14 protein-coding genes and 1 tRNA gene are annotated in these 17132 nt (G+C 61.7%); 9 read left to right on the top strand and 6 right to left on the bottom strand.

Features of this window, described 5'->3' with window-relative positions:
• Nucleotides 1–31: 31 nt before the first annotated feature.
• From modA to HMPREF2996_RS05030, 3 genes are all read left to right on the top strand, one after another.
• The gene (gene modA, locus HMPREF2996_RS05040) at nucleotides 32–754 is read left to right on the top strand and encodes a molybdate ABC transporter substrate-binding protein (RefSeq protein ID WP_070730412.1); all 723 of its coding nucleotides are present in this window, start codon (nucleotides 32–34) and stop codon (nucleotides 752–754) included.
• A gap of 9 nt (nucleotides 755–763) precedes the next feature.
• Nucleotides 764–2494 (top strand): ATP-binding cassette domain-containing protein, encoded by a 1731-nt coding sequence (locus tag HMPREF2996_RS05035; RefSeq protein WP_246822988.1) that lies wholly within the window; start codon nucleotides 764–766, stop codon nucleotides 2492–2494.
• Nucleotides 2495–2611: 117 nt separating this feature from the next.
• Nucleotides 2612–3313 carry a helix-turn-helix transcriptional regulator gene (locus HMPREF2996_RS05030; RefSeq protein WP_070710972.1) on the top strand — a complete coding sequence of 234 codons (702 nt, stop codon included), beginning with the start codon at nucleotides 2612–2614 and terminating at the stop codon, nucleotides 3311–3313.
• Between the two features lies 1 nt (nucleotide 3314).
• On the opposite strand, the gene thrB is transcribed toward HMPREF2996_RS05030, so the two are convergent.
• The 4 genes from thrB to argS all read right to left on the bottom strand — a co-directional run bounded on the left by thrB (nucleotide 3315) and on the right by argS (nucleotide 8757).
• Entirely contained in the window at nucleotides 3315–4238 is a 924-nt protein-coding gene (thrB, locus tag HMPREF2996_RS05025) for a homoserine kinase (RefSeq protein ID WP_070730408.1), read from the bottom strand.
• A gap of 17 nt (nucleotides 4239–4255) precedes the next feature.
• A complete protein-coding gene (locus HMPREF2996_RS05020; protein ID WP_070646010.1) occupies nucleotides 4256–5578 on the bottom strand; it encodes a homoserine dehydrogenase in 1323 nt (440 codons plus the stop codon).
• Nucleotides 5579–5729: 151 nt separating this feature from the next.
• The gene (lysA, locus tag HMPREF2996_RS05015; protein ID WP_070646014.1) at nucleotides 5730–7067 is read right to left on the bottom strand and encodes a diaminopimelate decarboxylase; all 1338 of its coding nucleotides are present in this window, start codon (nucleotides 7065–7067) and stop codon (nucleotides 5730–5732) included.
• A 28-nt stretch (nucleotides 7068–7095) separates the two neighbouring features.
• A complete protein-coding gene (gene argS, locus HMPREF2996_RS05010; protein WP_070730406.1) occupies nucleotides 7096–8757 on the bottom strand; it encodes an arginine--tRNA ligase in 1662 nt (553 codons plus the stop codon).
• 235 nt (nucleotides 8758–8992) lie between these two features.
• Between argS and HMPREF2996_RS05005 the strand changes: the two genes are divergently transcribed.
• From HMPREF2996_RS05005 to HMPREF2996_RS04980, 6 genes are all read left to right on the top strand, one after another.
• The gene (locus HMPREF2996_RS05005; RefSeq protein ID WP_070730405.1) at nucleotides 8993–10645 is read left to right on the top strand and encodes an L-lactate permease; all 1653 of its coding nucleotides are present in this window, start codon (nucleotides 8993–8995) and stop codon (nucleotides 10643–10645) included.
• 313 nt (nucleotides 10646–10958) lie between these two features.
• Nucleotides 10959–11744 carry a (Fe-S)-binding protein gene (locus HMPREF2996_RS05000; protein WP_010187137.1) on the top strand — a complete coding sequence of 262 codons (786 nt, stop codon included), beginning with the start codon at nucleotides 10959–10961 and terminating at the stop codon, nucleotides 11742–11744.
• Nucleotides 11744–13249 (top strand): LutB/LldF family L-lactate oxidation iron-sulfur protein, encoded by a 1506-nt coding sequence (locus tag HMPREF2996_RS04995; protein ID WP_070730403.1) that lies wholly within the window; start codon nucleotides 11744–11746, stop codon nucleotides 13247–13249. Before HMPREF2996_RS05000 ends, HMPREF2996_RS04995 begins: the two co-directional genes overlap by 1 nt.
• Nucleotides 13246–13875, top strand: a complete 630-nt coding sequence (locus tag HMPREF2996_RS04990) for a LutC/YkgG family protein (RefSeq protein WP_070646026.1) — start codon at nucleotides 13246–13248, stop codon at nucleotides 13873–13875. The genes HMPREF2996_RS04995 and HMPREF2996_RS04990 overlap by 4 nt, the downstream gene beginning before the upstream one ends.
• A gap of 104 nt (nucleotides 13876–13979) precedes the next feature.
• Nucleotides 13980–15563 carry an alpha/beta hydrolase gene (locus HMPREF2996_RS04985; RefSeq protein WP_070730401.1) on the top strand — a complete coding sequence of 528 codons (1584 nt, stop codon included), beginning with the start codon at nucleotides 13980–13982 and terminating at the stop codon, nucleotides 15561–15563.
• 153 nt (nucleotides 15564–15716) lie between these two features.
• Nucleotides 15717–15790, top strand: a tRNA-Arg gene (locus HMPREF2996_RS04980).
• Between the two features lie 201 nt (nucleotides 15791–15991).
• Here HMPREF2996_RS04980 and HMPREF2996_RS04975 read toward each other — a convergent pair.
• Entirely contained in the window at nucleotides 15992–16432 is a 441-nt protein-coding gene (locus tag HMPREF2996_RS04975) for a hypothetical protein (protein ID WP_070730399.1), read from the bottom strand.
• Nucleotides 16433–16815: 383 nt separating this feature from the next.
• On the bottom strand, nucleotides 16816–17025 hold the full coding sequence (locus tag HMPREF2996_RS04970) for a hypothetical protein (RefSeq protein WP_070710964.1): 210 nt from the start codon (nucleotides 17023–17025) through the stop codon (nucleotides 16816–16818).
• Nucleotides 17026–17132: the final 107 nt, after the last annotated feature.

Raw genomic sequence — 17132 nt, 5'->3', positions numbered from 1 at the left:
ACGGCCTAAAGCTTCCGTAAGCTGACTGAACATGCACCTCGCAAAGATTGTAATCCCCGTCATCGCCGCCGCGCTGACTGTTGCCGGTTGCGCCTCTGATTCCACAGAGCCCTTGCAGGTGTTTGCTGCATCCTCGACAAGAGTGTTGAATGACGAGCTTGCTAGCGCCTCCGGGACTCCCCTGGCCTTCAACAACGGCGGCTCTTCTGCTTTGGTGCAGCAAGTCGATGAGGGAGCGCCCGCAGACCTTCTCCTCACTGCTTCTCGGGAGACCATCGAGAATGCACTCGCTCAGGGCAGCGTGGAGACGCCCGTGGCCTTAGCCAGCAACGTCATGGTTATGGTCGTGCCGAAAGGTAATCCTCAAGGTCTTCGCTCTGCAGCAGACCTGGAGCCCTCGGCACGCCTAGTTCTCTGTGACCCGAGCGTGCCTTGCGGAGCCATTTCCACGCGCATTATGGAGGCCAATGGCTGGCATCTGTACGCATCATCTTTGGAGAGCCAAGTCGCTGATGTCCTGGGAAAGGTTGCCTCCGGTGAAGCGGACGCCGGGTGGGTCTATTCCACCGACGCCGCCGCGAGCGAAGATGTCGAGGCCATCCCGCTCGCCCACGCGGAAGACTTCCGCAATGAGATCATGGGCGCTGTGGTGGCTTCTTCATCCCGGCATGAAGAAGCCCAAGAAGTCCTCTCGCTTCTTGAGTCGGATTTTGACAGCACTTGGGAACACTTCGGCTTCACTCCGGTGAACTAGGTGTCGCGCATGATTCTGCGCGAACAGCGCCCACGAGCCCCTTGGCCGGTCATCGCCGCCGGCGCATTGGCAGCTATCTACATTCTCGCCCCAGTCCTCGCCTTGGGAGTGCGGGTGCCCTGGAGGCAACTCTCGGACACGCTGAGCTCGCCGATGACCCAGGATCTTCTCCGCGTCAGCCTGTTCGCGGCGGCGTGGTCTACAGTGTTGTCCACGTTGCTGGGCACCTGCTTGGCGCTGTGGCTGCAGCAGCTACGCCACGCTTCCCACCTGGTGAGACTGGTGGTCTACCTCCCCTTGGCCATGCCTCCCGTCGTGGGAGGCTTGGCTCTTACTGCCCTGCTGGGGCGCCGCGGACTGCTTGGTCCTGTTCTGGAGCAGGCTGGACTGCACGTGTCTTTCGCCTTCCCGGGTGTCGTGGCAGCCCATGTCTTCGTCACGCTTCCCTTCGCGGTGGTGGCGGTGGACTCCGCGCTGCGGCAACTCGATCCTGAGGTCATCGCCAGCGCGCGCGGCATCGGCTTAGGAGCGGGAACCATCCTTCGGCGCATCATTCTCCCAGCCATCCGCCCCGCTGTGTTCACCGGTGGTGCGCTGGCTTTCGCCCGCTCACTGGGTGAATTCGGAACAACTATCACCTTCGCCGGTTCCCTGCCCGGCTCGACCCGAACCATGCCGAGCGGAATCTACCTAGAGCGCGAGGTCAGCGCGGACAATGCCTATGCCCTTTCCGCCGTGCTTATTGGAATAGCCATCCTTGCGCTCACCGCCGCCGGACTGCCCCTGTTGCTGCGGCGTCGCCGCGAGCCGAAGGTGCGCATGCTCAAGCCGATGGATCCTGCGGCACTTCGCACTGCCACCACCCCTGTGGACTCAGCCCACGATCTTTCCGTAACTATCGGCAACGCCACCACCACGTTCCGGGGCGGGCGCATGACCGCGGTGGTCGGGCCCAACGGTGCCGGAAAGACCACGCTTCTGCGTTTCATTAGCGGGCGACTCCAAGGGGCACACACCAACGCCGAACGCGTGATCATGCTTTCTCAAAACCCTGGGCTGCCGCCCACTGCCACCGTGGCTCAAGCGTTGACGATGGTGACCAAAGACCCGCAAAGGACCAAAGAGTTGATCAACGCCGCCGGACTGCAAGAGCTGGGCCATGTATCCGAGCTTTCCGGTGGTCAAGCCGCACAGGTTGCCCTCCTCCGCGCGCTGGCGGCGCGCCCGGCGGTATTGGTTGCGGATGAGCCCTTTGCCGCCATGGACGTAGAATCCGCCGCGCGTTGGCGCCACTTATTGCGCCTTTCAGCCGCTGACCGTACCACGGTCATCGTCACCCACAGCCGCGTGGACCTCGACACGCTGGCGGACGACATCCTGGTGATGGAAGCCGGCAACATCATCTCTCAAGGCTCCGCGGAGCGCCTACTGGAACGGCCCCCGTCCCGCTTTATGGCAGAGCTGGCGGGCATCAATGTGCTTCGCGGCTACCATCAGAATGATGCATTTCAGCCAGCTCGCAACGGCGAGCACTGGGCGGCCTTTCCCCAGTCTGCGCTGCGCTTCGACCCCGCTGGCGCACTGAGCGCGACCATTGTGGCCGATCTGGGCAAAACCACCCTTATTGACATTGACGGCCAACGGCTCACAGTGGGCGAGCCAGCAGGCAACAATGCTCCCAGCGACGAGGTCTCCGTGGCCCTCGACGCCACCGCCCTCACGGTCTACACCCGTACTTAATCCATGGGATTTTACCCACGTCGTCACGCAGGTCGTGGTGCCTCTGAGCACCGCAGTGGAAGAAAATCAGGACCTCGGATGTAGAATCCTTCTAGAGTTTTCAAGGAGTCACAGTTCATGTCCGCATTTGCTACGCCTAGCCCCCGCTCCTCCAGCGAGCTGTTTCCTGACACGATGAAGCTCTCCCCCAAGCAGCGCGACGTCCTCTCGGCCTTACAGAAATTCCCGCAAGGAGCACGGGCTGCAGAGATTGCGAAGAAGATGGGCATGCATGTCAACACCGCGCGCGGCCACCTAGATGAGCTCGTTCGCGCTGGCGCGGTGCGAGTAGTTACTGCTCCGGCGAAGGGGCGCGGACGCCCCTCACTGATCTTCCAAGTGCGGGTGCCGGACAACCGTTCAGTGGCGGAGGAATACGTCACGCTGATCAGCGTGCTCATCACAGCGCTGGCGGAAAAAGACCAGCTCAACGATTATTCCTCGGAGCAGGCGCGGGAGCTTGGCCGCGAATGGGCCAAAACTGCGGCCACCAGCCATGGTGCTGAGGCACTCGGCTCGCTTTATCTGATGATGCGCGATATGGGCTTTGACCCGGTAACCTCGTCCGATCACTTCGACGAGGAAGGCCGCGCCGATGTGGAGCTACACGCCTGCCCATTTGTCAGCGCCGGTGTGGAGCCCTCCCCCTTCGTCTGCGCCATCCACGATGGCTACTTGGAGCAGGCGGCTGCCGATTCCGGTGGGAGGTTAAGCCTGAAGCTGATCCCGAAGTCCGGAAACGGCGTGTGCCGAATCAACGTGGAAAAGGAGGCTAGCTAGCCTAACCGCGCTCGACGGAAACCGGCCCGGCGACCTCCAGCTCCAGCACGCGCAGGTTCTGTCCGCGGGCATCCTCGAGGATCTCTTCCTCGATGGGCTCGGTGTGGAGGACCATGATGGTGGGGCCAGCACCGGACAGGTAGGCGGGATAGCCGCGGTTGCGCAGGCGGTTGACCCACTCCGCGGTCACCGGTAGGACATCAGCGCGATAAGGCTGGTGCAGGCGGTCGCGGGTGCCCTCCCACAGTAGGTCCGGGTAGGCGGTCAACGCCGCCACGTTCACCGCAGTGCGGGAGACGTTGAAGGCGGCATCGGCGTGCGTGACGTGGGAAGGCAGCACGCGGCGCACTGCCTGGGTCGACGCGTGGAAGTCCGGGACCAAGGCCGTGGCCTTGATAGTCGGGTGCACGTCTAAGGTGGCGGCGCGGTACTCCGGGAGCGATCGGCCGTCGACAGGCACGGTGGTCCACGAGACCACGGCGTTTCCTAGCACGGAGGCCGCGGCGTTATCCGGGTGGCCTTCGAAGGCTGAAGACAGCTGAACAACCTGCTCCTCGGAGAGCGGGAAACCAGCCAGGCCATTGCCCGCGGCCACACCGGCTACCGCAGCGGAGGCCGAGGAGCCCAAACCGCGGGACTGCGGGATGTTATTCGTGCATACCACGCGCAGGCCAGATACTTCTACGTCGGCAGCCTTCAGCGCGGAGCGGATGGCCTTGACTACCAAGTGGGAGCCATCGCGAGGAAGCTCATCGGCGCCCTCGCCGAAGATCTCCACTTCCAAACCGGAGCGCGTGACTTCTACCTCTACGGTGTCGTAGAGGCTCAGCGCGATGCCAAGGGTGTCGTAGCCCGGGCCTAAGTTGGCCGAGGAGGCCGGGACCTGGACGGTGACCTTGGTGCCTACTTCGATATCGATACTCATTGTTGTACCTAAGCCCCTTAAACGCCCAGGCGGATGACGGAGTGAACGGCCTTGACCTCATCGAGCTCGCCGAGGGCAGCAACGATATCCTCGAGCACCGCTTCCTTCGCCGCGTGGGTGACCACGATGAGGCGGGCGGTGGCATCGCCGTCTTCCTGGCGCACGGTGCGCAGGGAGACACCGTGGCGGGCAAAGACACCGGAGATGGCGGAGAGCACGCCGGTGCGGTCTTCAACTTCCATGTCGACGTGATAACGAGTTTCCACTTCTCCGAACTCCGCAATAGGTAGGTTGGCATAGGTGTTCTCCCCCGGCGCACGGCCGCCGTGGACGATGTTGCGTGCCGCACCGATGACATCACCCAGCACAGCAGATGCCGTCGGGTTACCGCCGGCACCGTTGCCGTAGAACATCAGGGAACCAGCGGCCTCCGCCTCAACGAAGATGGCGTTATAGGACTGGCTGACCGAAGCCAACGGGTGCTCCTTCGGAACCAACGTCGGGTGCACGCGGGCGTTGACGGATTCCGCACCGGTCTCCTCATCCACGAGGCGCTCACAGATGGCCAGCAACTTGATGGAGTAGCCGGCCTGGTTGGCAGCCGTGATGTCATCGGCGGTGATCTTGGAAATACCCTCGCAGTAGACATCGTCGAAGGTCAGGCGGGTATAGAAGCCCAGGGATGCCAGGATGGCAGCCTTGGAGGCAGCGTCGTGGCCCTCCACGTCAGCGGTGGGATCGGCCTCGGCGTAGCCCAGGCGAGTGGCCTCAGCCAGCGCATCCTCATAGGAGGCACCGGTGGACTCCATGGCGTCCAGGATGAAGTTGGTGGTGCCGTTGACGATTCCGGAGATGCGCTGGATCTTGTCACCGGCCAGGGAGCGGCGCAGCATGCCGACGACCGGGATGGCGGCGGCTACAGCGGCCTCGAAGTAAAGGTCAACGTCGGCGCGGTCGGCAGCTTCAGCGAGCTCATCCGCGTGCGCGGCCACGAGAGCCTTGTTGGCGGTGACCACGGATTTACCGGCGTTGAGGGCGGCGAGGACAAGCTCGCGCGGGAAATCAATGCCGCCGATGACCTCGACGACAAGGTCGATATCATCGCGCAGGACAAGTGCCTTGGCGTCGTCGGTCAGCAGCTCCGCCGGAACGCCCGGGCGCAGCTTGTTCTTGTTGTGCACGGCAACGCCGCGGATCTCCACGGGGCCGCCGATGCGGTGTGCAAAAGCGTCAGCGTTCTCCTGCACGAGGCGGAAAACCTCAGCGCCCACAGTGCCAAATCCAAGCAGCGCGATTCCTACGGGTTCGCCTTCGGGCTTCTTGCTACGGTTCGTCGTCATGGTGTCCCCTTGTTGAAATTGCGAAAGATTCTTACGTGCTAGCCCATCACTATACAGAACGAGCTGTCTATTTCTATACGAAATGGCCGGCACAACGTGCGACCGGCCATGTCTTTGTGAATAAAATGCGGTGAGCTGTGCCAACGCCGCGCTAATCGACGTCCAACGCCAGCAAGTCCTCCACCGTTTCCCGGCGCAGCATAAGTGAGGCTTTGCCGTCACGCACGGATACGACCGCCGGGCGCAGAGCGCCGTTATAGCGCGAGGCCATCATGTACTGATAGGCGCCGGTGGTGGCGAAAGCGAGGAGATCCCCGGTAGTGATATCCGAGGGGAAACGGCGCTCGTTGACCAGAATGTCACCAGACTCGCAGTGGAAGCCCACGATGCGCGAGTCCACCGGCTCGCCCTGGGTGCGGCGGTTGACCACGCGCACGTCATACTCAGAGCCATAGAGCGCCGGCCGGATGTTATCGGACATGCCGCCGTCCACGGAGAGGTAACGGCGCATCGGCAGATCCGCCTTGCCGGTCTCCACGTCCTTGACCGTGCCCACGCGGTATACGGTGACCGCGGAGGCACCCACCAGCGAGCGGCCGGGCTCCACCAGCACGAAGGGCGGCTTGATACCGAGCTCAGTGGCGGTGCGCTCCACGGCGTCGAGCAGGTCCTTAGCCAGCGTGGCGACGTCGAGGGCTTCCTCGTATTCCATGTAGGGAATGCCGAAGCCGCCGCCCAAGTCCAGCTCCTCAAGGGCAACACCGAGCTCGGAGTGAATGCGCTTGTAGAGGCTCAGCACGCGCTCGGCAGCCAGCTTGAAGCCATCGGCATTAAACACCGAGGAGCCCACGTGGCAGTGCAAGCCCACGAGCTTTAGGTTCGCGGATTCCAGCACCGTGCGAGCGACATCGAAGGCGGCGCCGGTGGACAGGGAAATGCCGAACTTTTGATCCTCATGAGCCGTGGCGATGAATTCGTGTGTGTGGGCATCCACGCCAGGCTTGACGCGGATCATCACCGGCTGGACGCGGCCAGCGGCCGCAGCAATGCTGTTAAGCCGCGAGAGCTCCTCCGCGTTATCCAAGACCACATGGCCAATCCCCTCGTTTACGCACAGCTCAAGGTACTCATCTTCCTTGTTATTGCCGTGCGCGGTCATGCGCTCCGGCGGGAAGTCCGCGGCTAGCGCCAGCTTGGCCTCATTGAGGGAGGCCACGTCAAGGCACAGGCCCTCCTCATCCACCCAGCGCACGATGCGCTTGGTAATGAAAGCTTTAGAGGCATAGTGCACGTGGTCGGGGCCGCCGAAGGCCTGGGCCATGTCCCGGCAGCGTGAGCGGAAGTCTTGCTCATCGAAAACATAGAGCGGGGTGCCGTATTCTTCAGCCAGCTCGGTCAGGGAAACGCCACCAATCGAGACCACACCATCGGAATCACGAGCAGCGTTGCGCGGCCACACGTGGGCCGGAAGAGAATTGAAATCAGTCATCGATACCTTGTCTTATATCTTCTCCGTCTTACATCTTCTCCGGTGCGCTGACCCCAACCATGGTCAAGGCATTGGCCATGACCTGGCGGGTGGCGCTGGCCAGGGCGAGGCGCGCGGAGTGAATCGACTCGGTCTCTTCACCAGCCTTCGGCAGCACCTGGCACTGGTCATAGAAGCGGTGGAACACAGCAGCAAGCTCCTCGGCATAGCGCGCGATGCGGTGCGGTTCGCGCAACGTGGCAGCAGTGGCCACAACCTCCGGGAACTCGCCCAGGGTGCGGATAAGGTCGCCCTCCTTATCGTGGGTGAGGAGGTCGAGGGGGGCATCGGCGAGCGCGGCGGTGTCGAAGCCCAGCTCTGCCGCCTTGCGCAGGATGGAGCAAATACGGGCATGGCCATACTGCACGTAGTAGACCGGATTATCCGCCGACTGCGAAGCCCACAGGCCCAAGTCGATGTCCAGGCTGGAATCCACGGACGAGCGCACCAGGGAGTAGCGCGCGCCGTCGACGCCGATGGCCTCGACGAGGTCATCAAGAGTGATGACGGTGCCGGCACGCTTGGACATCTTGACCGCCTGGCCATCGCGGACCAGGTTGACCATCTGGCCGATGAGGACCTCGACGGCCTCCGGGTCATAACCCAAAGCCTGGGCGGAAGCGCGCAGGCGGGCGATGTAGCCGTGGTGGTCTGCGCCCAACATGTAGATAGCCAGGTCGTGGCCGCGGTCAAACTTATCGGCCACGTAGGCGATATCGCCGGCGATGTAGGCGGCGTTGCCGTCAGACTTGATGACCACGCGATCCTTATCATCGCCGTACTCGGTGGACTTCAGCCACCATGCGCCCTCAGACTCGTAGAGCTTGCCGTTGTCCTTGAGCTTTTGGATGGCCTTCTCCACGGCACCGGACTCGAAGAGGGAGTTCTCGTGGAAGTAGACATCGAAGTCCACGCCGAACTCGTGGAGGGACTCCTTAATCTGGGCGAACATCATCTCCACGCCCGCGGAGCGGAAGGCTTCCTGGACCTCGGCATCGCTGCCGTCGAGGGCGTCCGGGTTCTGCTCCAGCACACCCTGAGCGATCTCCTTGATGTAATCGCCGCCGTAACCGTCCTCCGGGGTCGGCTCGCCCTTGGCGGCAGCCACGAGGGAACGAGCGAAGCGGTCGATCTGGCCGCCGTGATCGTTGAAGTAGTACTCGCGGGTCACCTCCGCGCCGGAGGCTTCGAGCACGCGGCCCAGCGAATCACCCACGGCAGCCCAGCGGGTTCCGCCCAGGTGGATCGGGCCAGTCGGGTTCGCGGAGACGAACTCCAGGTTGATCTTCTTGCCCTGGTAGGTGGTGTTGCTGCCGAAGTCTGCACCGGCATTGAGCACCTGGGCCACGATGGCGCCCTGCGCTGCGGCAGCGAGGCGAATGTTAAGGAATCCCGGGCCCGCGATGGAGGCCTCATCGATGGCGTCGTTGCCGGCGAGGGCATCCGCCAACCACTGCGCCAGCTCGCGGGGCTGGGCACCAGCCTTCTTGGCTACCTGGAGTGCCAGGTTGGTGGCATAGTCACCGTGCTCCGGGTTGCGCGGGCGCTCCACGGTGACAGTCTCTGGCAGGACGGAGGCGTCCAGTTCATGCTCGGTGAGCACGGCAGCGGCAGTGTTCTTGATCAGGACGGAAAGATCTTCAGGATTCATAGGGCCAAAGTCTATCGTCTCCGCCGCTGGGAGGCGCTATCAGGTCGCAGAGGTTAGCAAGGTCACTCACCCCCATCAGGTGAACAATGCGGCACAGCGAAGCACCAAGTTCTACCCTAAAGGCGTTATCTGAATCGATCCAACCTTTCGCCTTCTCGCTTGGCCGACACATGCGGTGCCGCATGCCGGGTTTCTCCACAAAGACGCCAGCGGGAGCCAACTGGAATTGAGTTTTATGTCAACCTTCAACATCACCACCGACGCCATTGCTGGCAACGTCGGGCTCACCGCGCTGGTGTCCACGCTGCCGCTCATCGCGTTCTTCATCATGCTCCTAGGGCTCAAGGCCCGCGCTCACTCCTCGGGTGCGGTAGCGCTTCTCGTCGCGGTTCTCATCGCCATTTTTGGCATGGGCATGCCAACCGGCATGGCTTTGTCCTCCGCGGTGCGCGGCGGGCTCTTCGGCCTCTTCCCCATCGTCTGGGTGATCATTACTGCCATCTGGTTCTACGAGGTCACCGTGGCCTCTGGCCGCTTCAATGACCTGCGCAAGACCTTTGACCTCTTGGGCGATGGCGATATTCGCATCCAGGCCATTCTCATCGCTTTCTGCTTCGGTGGCCTCTTGGAGGCGCTCGCCGGCTTCGGCGCTCCGGTAGCAATTACGGCCACCATGATCCTGGCGCTGGGCGTCAAACCCCTCAAGGCAGCCACCACCGTGCTCATCGCCAACACCGCACCCGTGGCCTTCGGCGCGGTAGGCATCCCGGTGACCACCGCAGGCTCCGTGGGCGGCCGTACCGCCGAACAGACCGCTGATATCGCCGGACTGATTTCGCTGCAGGTCCTGCTCATCGCCGCCGTCGTGCCTTTCTTTATCCTCTTCATCCTTGACGGCATGCGCGGTGTTAAAGAAGCAGGTCCCGCCGCCGCTGTCATCGGCATCTCCTTCGCCATTGCTCAGTGGGCCGCGGCCACCTTCTTTGCCTACCAGCTCACCAACGTCGTGGCTTGCATTGTCTCCCTCGGCGCTGGCTTCCTCTTCCTGCGTGTGTGGAAGCCCAAGGGTGTGGACAGCCTGCGTGAGCGCATGGAGTTGCCCGCCCAAGAGGAGGTCACGGACCTCAACGGCAGCCGCATCTGGATGGCACTGCTGCCCTATGCCGTGGTCACTGCAGTCTTCGCAATCGCCACCGCATGGCCTGCCATCTTCGGCTTCCTGCAGCTCAACGTTGCCTGGCCGCTTCTCGAAGGCACCGTCTTCGACGCCGAAGGCCACGCCATGGATACCGCGTTTAAGTTCAACGTGTTGGGCAACCCGGGCACCCTGCTGTTGATTTCCGGCATCATCGTGGCTGTTATCTACATGTCCTTCAACGAGAACGGCCGCTACACGCTGGAGGCATCGGCACCGCTAGCTAAGTTTGGCGAGGTTATCTCCCGCATGAAGTTCTCTGCGCTGACCATCATCCTGGTCCTGGCGCTGGCCTACACTATGAACTACTCCGGCCAGACCATCTCCATCGGCCAGTTCGTGGCTTCTGTCGGAGGTATCTTCGCGCTCTTCTCCCCCGTCTTGGGTTGGATTGGTACCGCGGTTACCGGTTCGGATACCTCCGCTAACGCCCTTTTTGCCAACCTCCAGGTCACCGCTGCTGAGCGCATCGGCGTTAACCCGGACCTCATGCTGGCTGCCAATACCTCGGGTGGCGTTGTGGGCAAGATGATCTCCCCGCAGTCGCTGGCCATTGCAGCCACTGCGGTTCAAATGGAGGGCGAGGAATCCCGCATCTTCAAGGCCGTTGTGGGCTACTCCGTGGCCTTCCTTGCCGTCGTGTGCATCATCGTTTTTCTCATGACCAACGTGCTGGGCTTCCTGGTTCCTTAAGTTCTCAGTCCTCAGCACCAACTACCCCCAGAATCGGGCACTTCACTCGCCACATCTGGGGGTTTTCGCTTGCCCGCTTTTTGTGACCGCTTCATCTCTGCACGTAAGGAATTTCACAACATTAATGTTGCGATAAAACGCCAGGTAGGAGGGCTAATTCCGCCTCGATAATGTGAGTTTTGGGCGGTAGGCTCATAGATACAAACTCGAAAAATGCCCACTGCGGCTGTCCTGGTAGCGCGCATCCGAGTACACCATCGCTGTGCCAAGCACAGGACAAGCTACAGAGAGGCAGACTAAGGAGCACACGCGAATGCGAATAGCATTGTTTTCCACCTGCATCGGTGATTCACTCTTCCCCGATGCTCATAAGGCCACGGCCCTCATTCTCTCTCGCTTGGGCTATGACGTCGTCTTCCCAGAGGAGCAGACCTGCTGTGGCCAGATGCACATCAACACCGGCTACCAGGAGCAGACCCTGGGGATGATCCGCACTTATGCGGACGCCTTTGCGGATCCCTCCATCGACTACGTGGTCTCCGCCTCCGGCTCCTGCGTGGGCGCCGTGCGTGAGCAGCACGAGATGATCGCTGATCGTTTCGGCACTTCCGCCGATGTGGACGGCGCCAAGAAGGCAGCCGGCAAGACCCTGGATCTGCCGGAGTTTCTGGTCGACGTCGCCGGGGTCACCAACGTCGGCGCTTTCTTCCCTCACCGCGTGACCTACCACCCCTCCTGCCACGGCCTGCGCTTCCTCAAGTTGGGTGACCGCCCCTACCAGCTGCTGAAGGAGGTCGAGGGAATCGACCTCGCCCCGCTGCCTAATGCAGAAGAATGCTGCGGTTTCGGCGGAACCTTCGCCCTCAAGAACGCGGAGGTCTCCGCAGCGATGGTCGGTGATAAGACCCGCCACATCCGCGAAACCGAGGCCGAATACGTCACCGGCGGTGACTCCTCCTGCCTGATGAATATCGGTGGTGCTCTGGCTCGCCAGCGCTCCGGTGTTCGCGCTATCCACTTGGCGGAAATCCTCGCCTCCACCAAGGAACACCCGTGGACTCCTACCTCTGCGGCCTACTCCAAGGAGAAGATGCTCTAATGACTTCCTTCCTCGACACCACTCCTCCGCGCGCCCCCGAAGGCTACGGCAACCTGCGCGGCTCGAAGGCCTTCGTGCCGCTGGCTCACGTGGGTCTCAACAACGCCACCCAGCGCCGCAACCTGCACCACGCCACCACCACCATTCGTGATAAGCGCCAGCACGCCGTGGATGAGACCCCGGACTGGGAGCAGCTTCGCGACGCCGGCTCCGCGCTCAAGGATGACGTCGCCGTACGCATGGGTGAATTGCTGGTCCAGTTCGAAGAGCAGGTGACCAAGCGCGGAGGCATCGTCCACTGGGCACGCGATGCCAAGGAAGCCAACGAGATTATCGAGGGCCTTATCCGCGAAACCGGTGAGACCGACGTGGTCAAGATCAAGTCCATGGCCACCCAGGAAATCGCGCTCAACGAACACCTGGAAGAAGCCGGTATCCACGCCCAAGAGACCGACCTGGCGGAGCTCATCGTCCAGCTGGGAGAGGACAAGCCTTCCCACATTCTGGTCCCGGCTATCCACCGCAACCGCGCGGAGATCCGTGACATCTTTGTCAACAAGATGCCGAATACCGATGACTCCCTCAAGGCCGAGCCGGCGGAACTGGCTGAAGCATCCCGTCAGTTCCTGCGCGAGCAGTTCATGAAGGCCAAGGTGGCCATCTCCGGCGCTAACTTCGGTGTGGCAGAAACCGGCACCATCAACATCGTGGAGTCTGAGGGCAATGGCCGCATGTGCCTGACCCTGCCGGAAACCCTCATTACCGTGATGGGTATTGAGAAGCTCGTCCCGACTTTCCAGGACCTCGAGGTCTTCCTCCAGCTGCTGCCGCGCTCCTCCACTGCAGAGCGCATGAACCCATACACCTCCATGTGGTCTGGCGTGACCGAAGGTGACGGCCCACAGAACTTCCACATCGTGCTGCTGGACAACGGCCGCACCGCTGCTCTGTCCTCCCCCAAGGGCCACGAGGCGCTCAAGTGCATCCGCTGCTCTGCCTGCCTGAACGTCTGCCCGGTCTACGAGCGCGCCGGCGGCCACGCCTATGGCTCCGTCTACCCGGGCCCGATTGGTATCTCCCTGACGCCACAGCTGACTGGCATGAAGGACCACAACGATCCGTCGGCAAGCTTGCCCTATGCCTGCTCCCTGTGCGGCCGTTGCGACGAGGTATGCCCGGTGCGCATCCCGCTCTCCCAGGTCATTCTGGAAAACCGCTACCAGAAGGTCACCCACGCCACCCCGCCGGTCGAAGAGAAGCTCTTCCAGGTAGTTGAGCTTGTGTGGAAGAACCCGAAGATCTGGAACCAGATAACCCACATGGTGGCGCTCGGCCGTGTCCTCGGTGGTTTCAACGGGGTCATCGACAAGCTACCGCTGTTTATGTCTGGTTGGTCCGAGGTACGCGATACCGCCGTTCCGCCGAAGAAGTCCTTCCGCCAATGGTTCGACACTGACGAAGCTCAAGAACTCCTCGCCCAAGCCAAGAAGGAGGGCATCAAGTGACCACCGCCAAAGAGGAAATCCTCAACCGCATTTCCGCCGCCCAGAAGCAGGCCGGCCTGCCGGACCACGTAGACATTCCGCGCGAGTACCAGAAGGAAGGCACGCTCAACGAGGATGAGCTGCGTGAGATGCTGGTGGACCGCCTCGAAGACTACAAGGCTGACGTGCACGTCACCGATGAGTCTGGGTTGAATTCCACCCTCGTGGGCATCCTGAAGGAGCGCGGCTGCTCGAACGTCGTCTACGCACCCGGCATGGACGCTGGGCTTCTGGACGGCTTCGAGGGAACCATCACTCCTGATGACAACGCCAAGGACCCGCGCGAGCTCGACGCTGTCGATGCCGTGGTGACCGAATCTCACGTCACCTCCGCGCAGACCGGCACCATCGTGCTCGAGTCCAATGAGACGTGCGGCCGCCGCGCGCTGACTTTGGTTCCGGACCGTCACGTGTGCATCGTTCGCAAGGAGCAGATCGTGTACGGCATCCCGGAGGTTGTCTCCCGTATGAACCCGGAGCGCCCAGCGACGTGGATCTCTGGCCCGTCTGCTACCTCGGATATTGAGCTCTCCCGCGTGGAGGGCGTCCACGGCCCGCGCGATCTCATTGTGGTGATTGTTAAGTAATGTGACGATCGGGTGCACCCACCCTTTTTGAGCACTCGGCTCACATCGCCCCCGGCGCATAGGATAAGGCCCGTACCAACTAACGATTTGAGGAGCCTTATTCTATGCGTCTTTCTCGTGTTTTAGGCTCGGTGCTGGGGCCCGTGGCTATCGCTGCTGGTCTGGTTGCCGCGCCCGCTGTCGCTCACGCAGACCAACCCACCATCAATTGGGGCCCGTGCCCGGAGGGGGTCACCGAAGAGCGCGCCGAGTGCGGTCACGTTACGGTTCCGACCTATCACGATGCGCCGGAAAAGGGCACCATCGATGTCGGCCTCATCCGCCTCAAGGCCACGGGCAACCGCCAGGGCGCCCTATTCACCAACCCTGGCGGTCCGGGCGGTGACGCATACAGCTGGGCTAACTTTGCGGCGTGGCCTGAGGAAATCAAGCAGGGCTACGACATCATTGGCGTCCAGCCCCGCGGTTTGCGCGAATCCGGAGAAGTGAACTGCTCGTCCAGCGAAGTACGCGGAAACCCGCTAGCGCAGCTGACGCAGATCGGCGCGATTACCCGCGATGACTGTGAGAAGAACACCCCGGGCTACACCGACTCCCTAACCACGGAGAACACCGCTAAGGACTGGGAGGTTGTTCGCCAGGCGCTCGGTGAGGAGAGAATCAACATCGCCGGTCTTTCCTACGGCACTTTCCTAGGCTCCACCTACGCCACGCTTTACCCGCAGCACACCGACAAGGTCGTGCTGGACTCCGGCATGAATCCGAAGATGGCATGGAACCAGATCTTCGCCTCCCAACAGGCAGGCTATGAGAATGCCCTCCATGACTTCTTTGCGTACGTGGCCAAGAATGACGCCACCTACCACGCCGGTACCACGCCGCTGAAGGCTTATGAGCGCTGGTCCCAGATCGTGGCCAAGGAAGCAGGCGTGCGCCCGACTGTGCTTCCCCCGAACGCCCAGATTGGTGACCTCCCGCCAGGACTGGAGTTTGCTGGCCAGCCCGGCGCCAACGTCATGACCGCCACGGGAGAGCTGCGCGTACAGGTAGAGCACCTTGCAGGCAAGGTACGCAACCCGCAGGCTGTTCAAGCTTCTTCGCAGACGCTGAGCGCGACCCGTGAGCTCCTCCCCCGCCCCGAGATGTGGGACGCACTGGCCAAGCACATCGGAGGTGTTGAGCCTATGAACTTTGAGGAGCAGGCGGCACAACAGCCTCAACAGGATCCAGAAAAAGCCCAGCAGCAGCTCGTCAATGCAATGAGCATGCAAAACATCATTATGTGCAATGAGAACACCGCACCGACGGATCCGACTCTCATTCCGGCGTTCCTCTGGTCGAACTACGTGACGATTGACCCGTTCACTCTGTTTAATTCGATGTACGCCTCTGGCGCGGGTTGCAGCGGTCGCGCACCGGTCAGCACCCCGATTGCCGTCTCCGGTGAGAAGCTGCAGACCAAGCCGCTGCAGCTGCAGGCTACCGGTGACCCGCAGACCCCGTACGCCTTCTACCGCGGCCTCTCCGATCCGATGCAGTCTCGAGTGGTGACTGTGCACGGCCCAGGCCACGGCCACTTCGCCATGGGCAACAAGGCCGTCGACCAGATTGTGGTTGATTACCTGCGCACCGGTGAGGTCCACACTGCGGATGCGCCGGGCTTCTTTGACCAGCCCGAGGCTCAGTAACAGCCCGCCTAGCCAGAAAGGCTGCGGGAACAATGAAGGCGCGGCTTACCTAGCCGCGCCTTTCCTCCCACCACACCCCCATCAGCGTGAGGCCAATTACTGCGCTTCAGTCTTTATAGGCTAGAATCGCATCGTTGGCATTTCGCCAGCAATGCCCTTGTAGCTCAGCGGATTAGAGCATCGGTTTCCGGTACCGAAGGTCGCAGGTTCGATCCCTGTCAGGGGCACTTTTTCATGCCCACAACTCTCTCTCATCAGGCCGCACCCCGGCCCTCATTTTCAACGATGCCACGAGTGCGGGAAAGCCTTTCGCTCTCTGCATTCCCCCAGACCTGAAACCCGCAACCTGCAGGTGGGCGTCGCCCAGCGCTGGGTGACACCCCACCTCCCACCAGGAGGTTGCGGAATCCAAGTCTGGGGATATAGAACTAGCGCAAGCGCGCCTCGATATCCGAGACCACTTCCTCCGGGTTCTTCGCCGAAGCGATAAGAGAGTCCGGGCCATGCTCTATACGAACCGTTGGCCCAGAAACGATATAAGCCGGTGCTCCGTCGACAACACGCGGGCCCGCACCTTCCTTGAGCCCAGTCTCGGGACCGATGCTTGCCCCGGTGATATCACTGAGTGGAATCCTCTTCGTGAATATACCCAGGATGGAAACAGCTACGTCGTCGTCACTCACGACGATCTTCACCCGCATCATGATGCAAGCCACGGTTGCAACGATCACCAAGGCACCGAAAAGGACTGCTGCCCACGTAGAGTCAATCATCGTGGGAACCACAGCTGCCACGACGGCAAGGCCAACGATGATTCCCAGCCACTGGAGCGGGCCGTTGAGATAGCGAACGTAGATGTGAGAGTCCATGGCGTTCACACTATCGGATGAATACACCCTTCGCGCTCACCGAAGCCGCGGACGGCGACTGATTGAGACCGACGGTGAGCGCGAAGGGCGAAGAATTGCTTACTCGGAGACTCACTTTCAGGCTCAACACTGCCCTAGTTGCCAAAGTTCTGGCCAGATCTTGCGGCGAGCGCGATGGTTTTGGCAGCTAGGGCAGTTGCGCCGCCTGGGCATGGTTCTGCGCATGCATGAAACCCTCCCCAAACCACGGTGGCTTTCGGCTCAGGGGAACAAGGTTGAGGGGTGCGGCAGGTTGGAAGAACGAAGCCCCAGCAGACATTGCTGCTGGGGCTTTACGTCAAGCTGCTCTCCCCCGCCGGGCGGTGAAAAGAGAGCGAACCAGTTTACTGGGTGATGTACTGATTGACGATTGGCTGGGTGATGTCCAGGGTGCCGTGCTCGACGTAGTACATGCCGAACATCAAAGCACCAAGCAGCACCACGGAGAGAAGCATGGAGGGAATCCACTGAACGAAGACGGATACCCAGCCGTCAGCCTTGTCACGTGCAGCTGCTTCACGCTGCTCCTGAGCCATATCGCGCTCGACGATCATGTTTAATCCTTTCACTTAGCTCCCCTAGCCAGACTGCATTCTCATGGAATGCCTTCTCTTCACTGCACGGGGGATGCTCGCCCTTTAACACAGAGTATCTTAGCAGT

Source organism: Corynebacterium sp. HMSC066C02, from assembly GCF_001814945.1.
GTDB lineage: Bacteria > Actinomycetota > Actinomycetes > Mycobacteriales > Mycobacteriaceae > Corynebacterium > Corynebacterium aurimucosum.
The sequence above is the reverse complement of the archived record's forward strand: the minus strand, read 5'-3'. Positions and strand labels throughout refer to the sequence as shown.

Coding starts and splice junctions, on each gene's coding strand:
- modA (WP_070730412.1), top strand. CDS start 32: ATGCACCTCGCAAAGATTGTAATCCCCGTCATCGCCGCCGCGCTGACT.
- argS (WP_070730406.1), bottom strand. CDS start 8,757: ATGAATCCTGAAGATCTTTCCGTCCTGATCAAGAACACTGCCGCTGCC.
- HMPREF2996_RS04995 (WP_070730403.1), top strand. CDS start 11,744: ATGACTTCCTTCCTCGACACCACTCCTCCGCGCGCCCCCGAAGGCTAC.
- lysA (WP_070646014.1), bottom strand. CDS start 7,067: ATGACTGATTTCAATTCTCTTCCGGCCCACGTGTGGCCGCGCAACGCT.
- HMPREF2996_RS05030 (WP_070710972.1), top strand. CDS start 2,612: ATGTCCGCATTTGCTACGCCTAGCCCCCGCTCCTCCAGCGAGCTGTTT.
- HMPREF2996_RS05005 (WP_070730405.1), top strand. CDS start 8,993: ATGTCAACCTTCAACATCACCACCGACGCCATTGCTGGCAACGTCGGG.
- HMPREF2996_RS05035 (WP_246822988.1), top strand. CDS start 764: ATGATTCTGCGCGAACAGCGCCCACGAGCCCCTTGGCCGGTCATCGCC.
- HMPREF2996_RS04975 (WP_070730399.1), bottom strand. CDS start 16,432: ATGGACTCTCACATCTACGTTCGCTATCTCAACGGCCCGCTCCAGTGG.
- HMPREF2996_RS05000 (WP_010187137.1), top strand. CDS start 10,959: ATGCGAATAGCATTGTTTTCCACCTGCATCGGTGATTCACTCTTCCCC.
- thrB (WP_070730408.1), bottom strand. CDS start 4,238: ATGAGTATCGATATCGAAGTAGGCACCAAGGTCACCGTCCAGGTCCCG.
- HMPREF2996_RS05020 (WP_070646010.1), bottom strand. CDS start 5,578: ATGACGACGAACCGTAGCAAGAAGCCCGAAGGCGAACCCGTAGGAATC.
- HMPREF2996_RS04970 (WP_070710964.1), bottom strand. CDS start 17,025: ATGATCGTCGAGCGCGATATGGCTCAGGAGCAGCGTGAAGCAGCTGCA.
- HMPREF2996_RS04985 (WP_070730401.1), top strand. CDS start 13,980: ATGCGTCTTTCTCGTGTTTTAGGCTCGGTGCTGGGGCCCGTGGCTATC.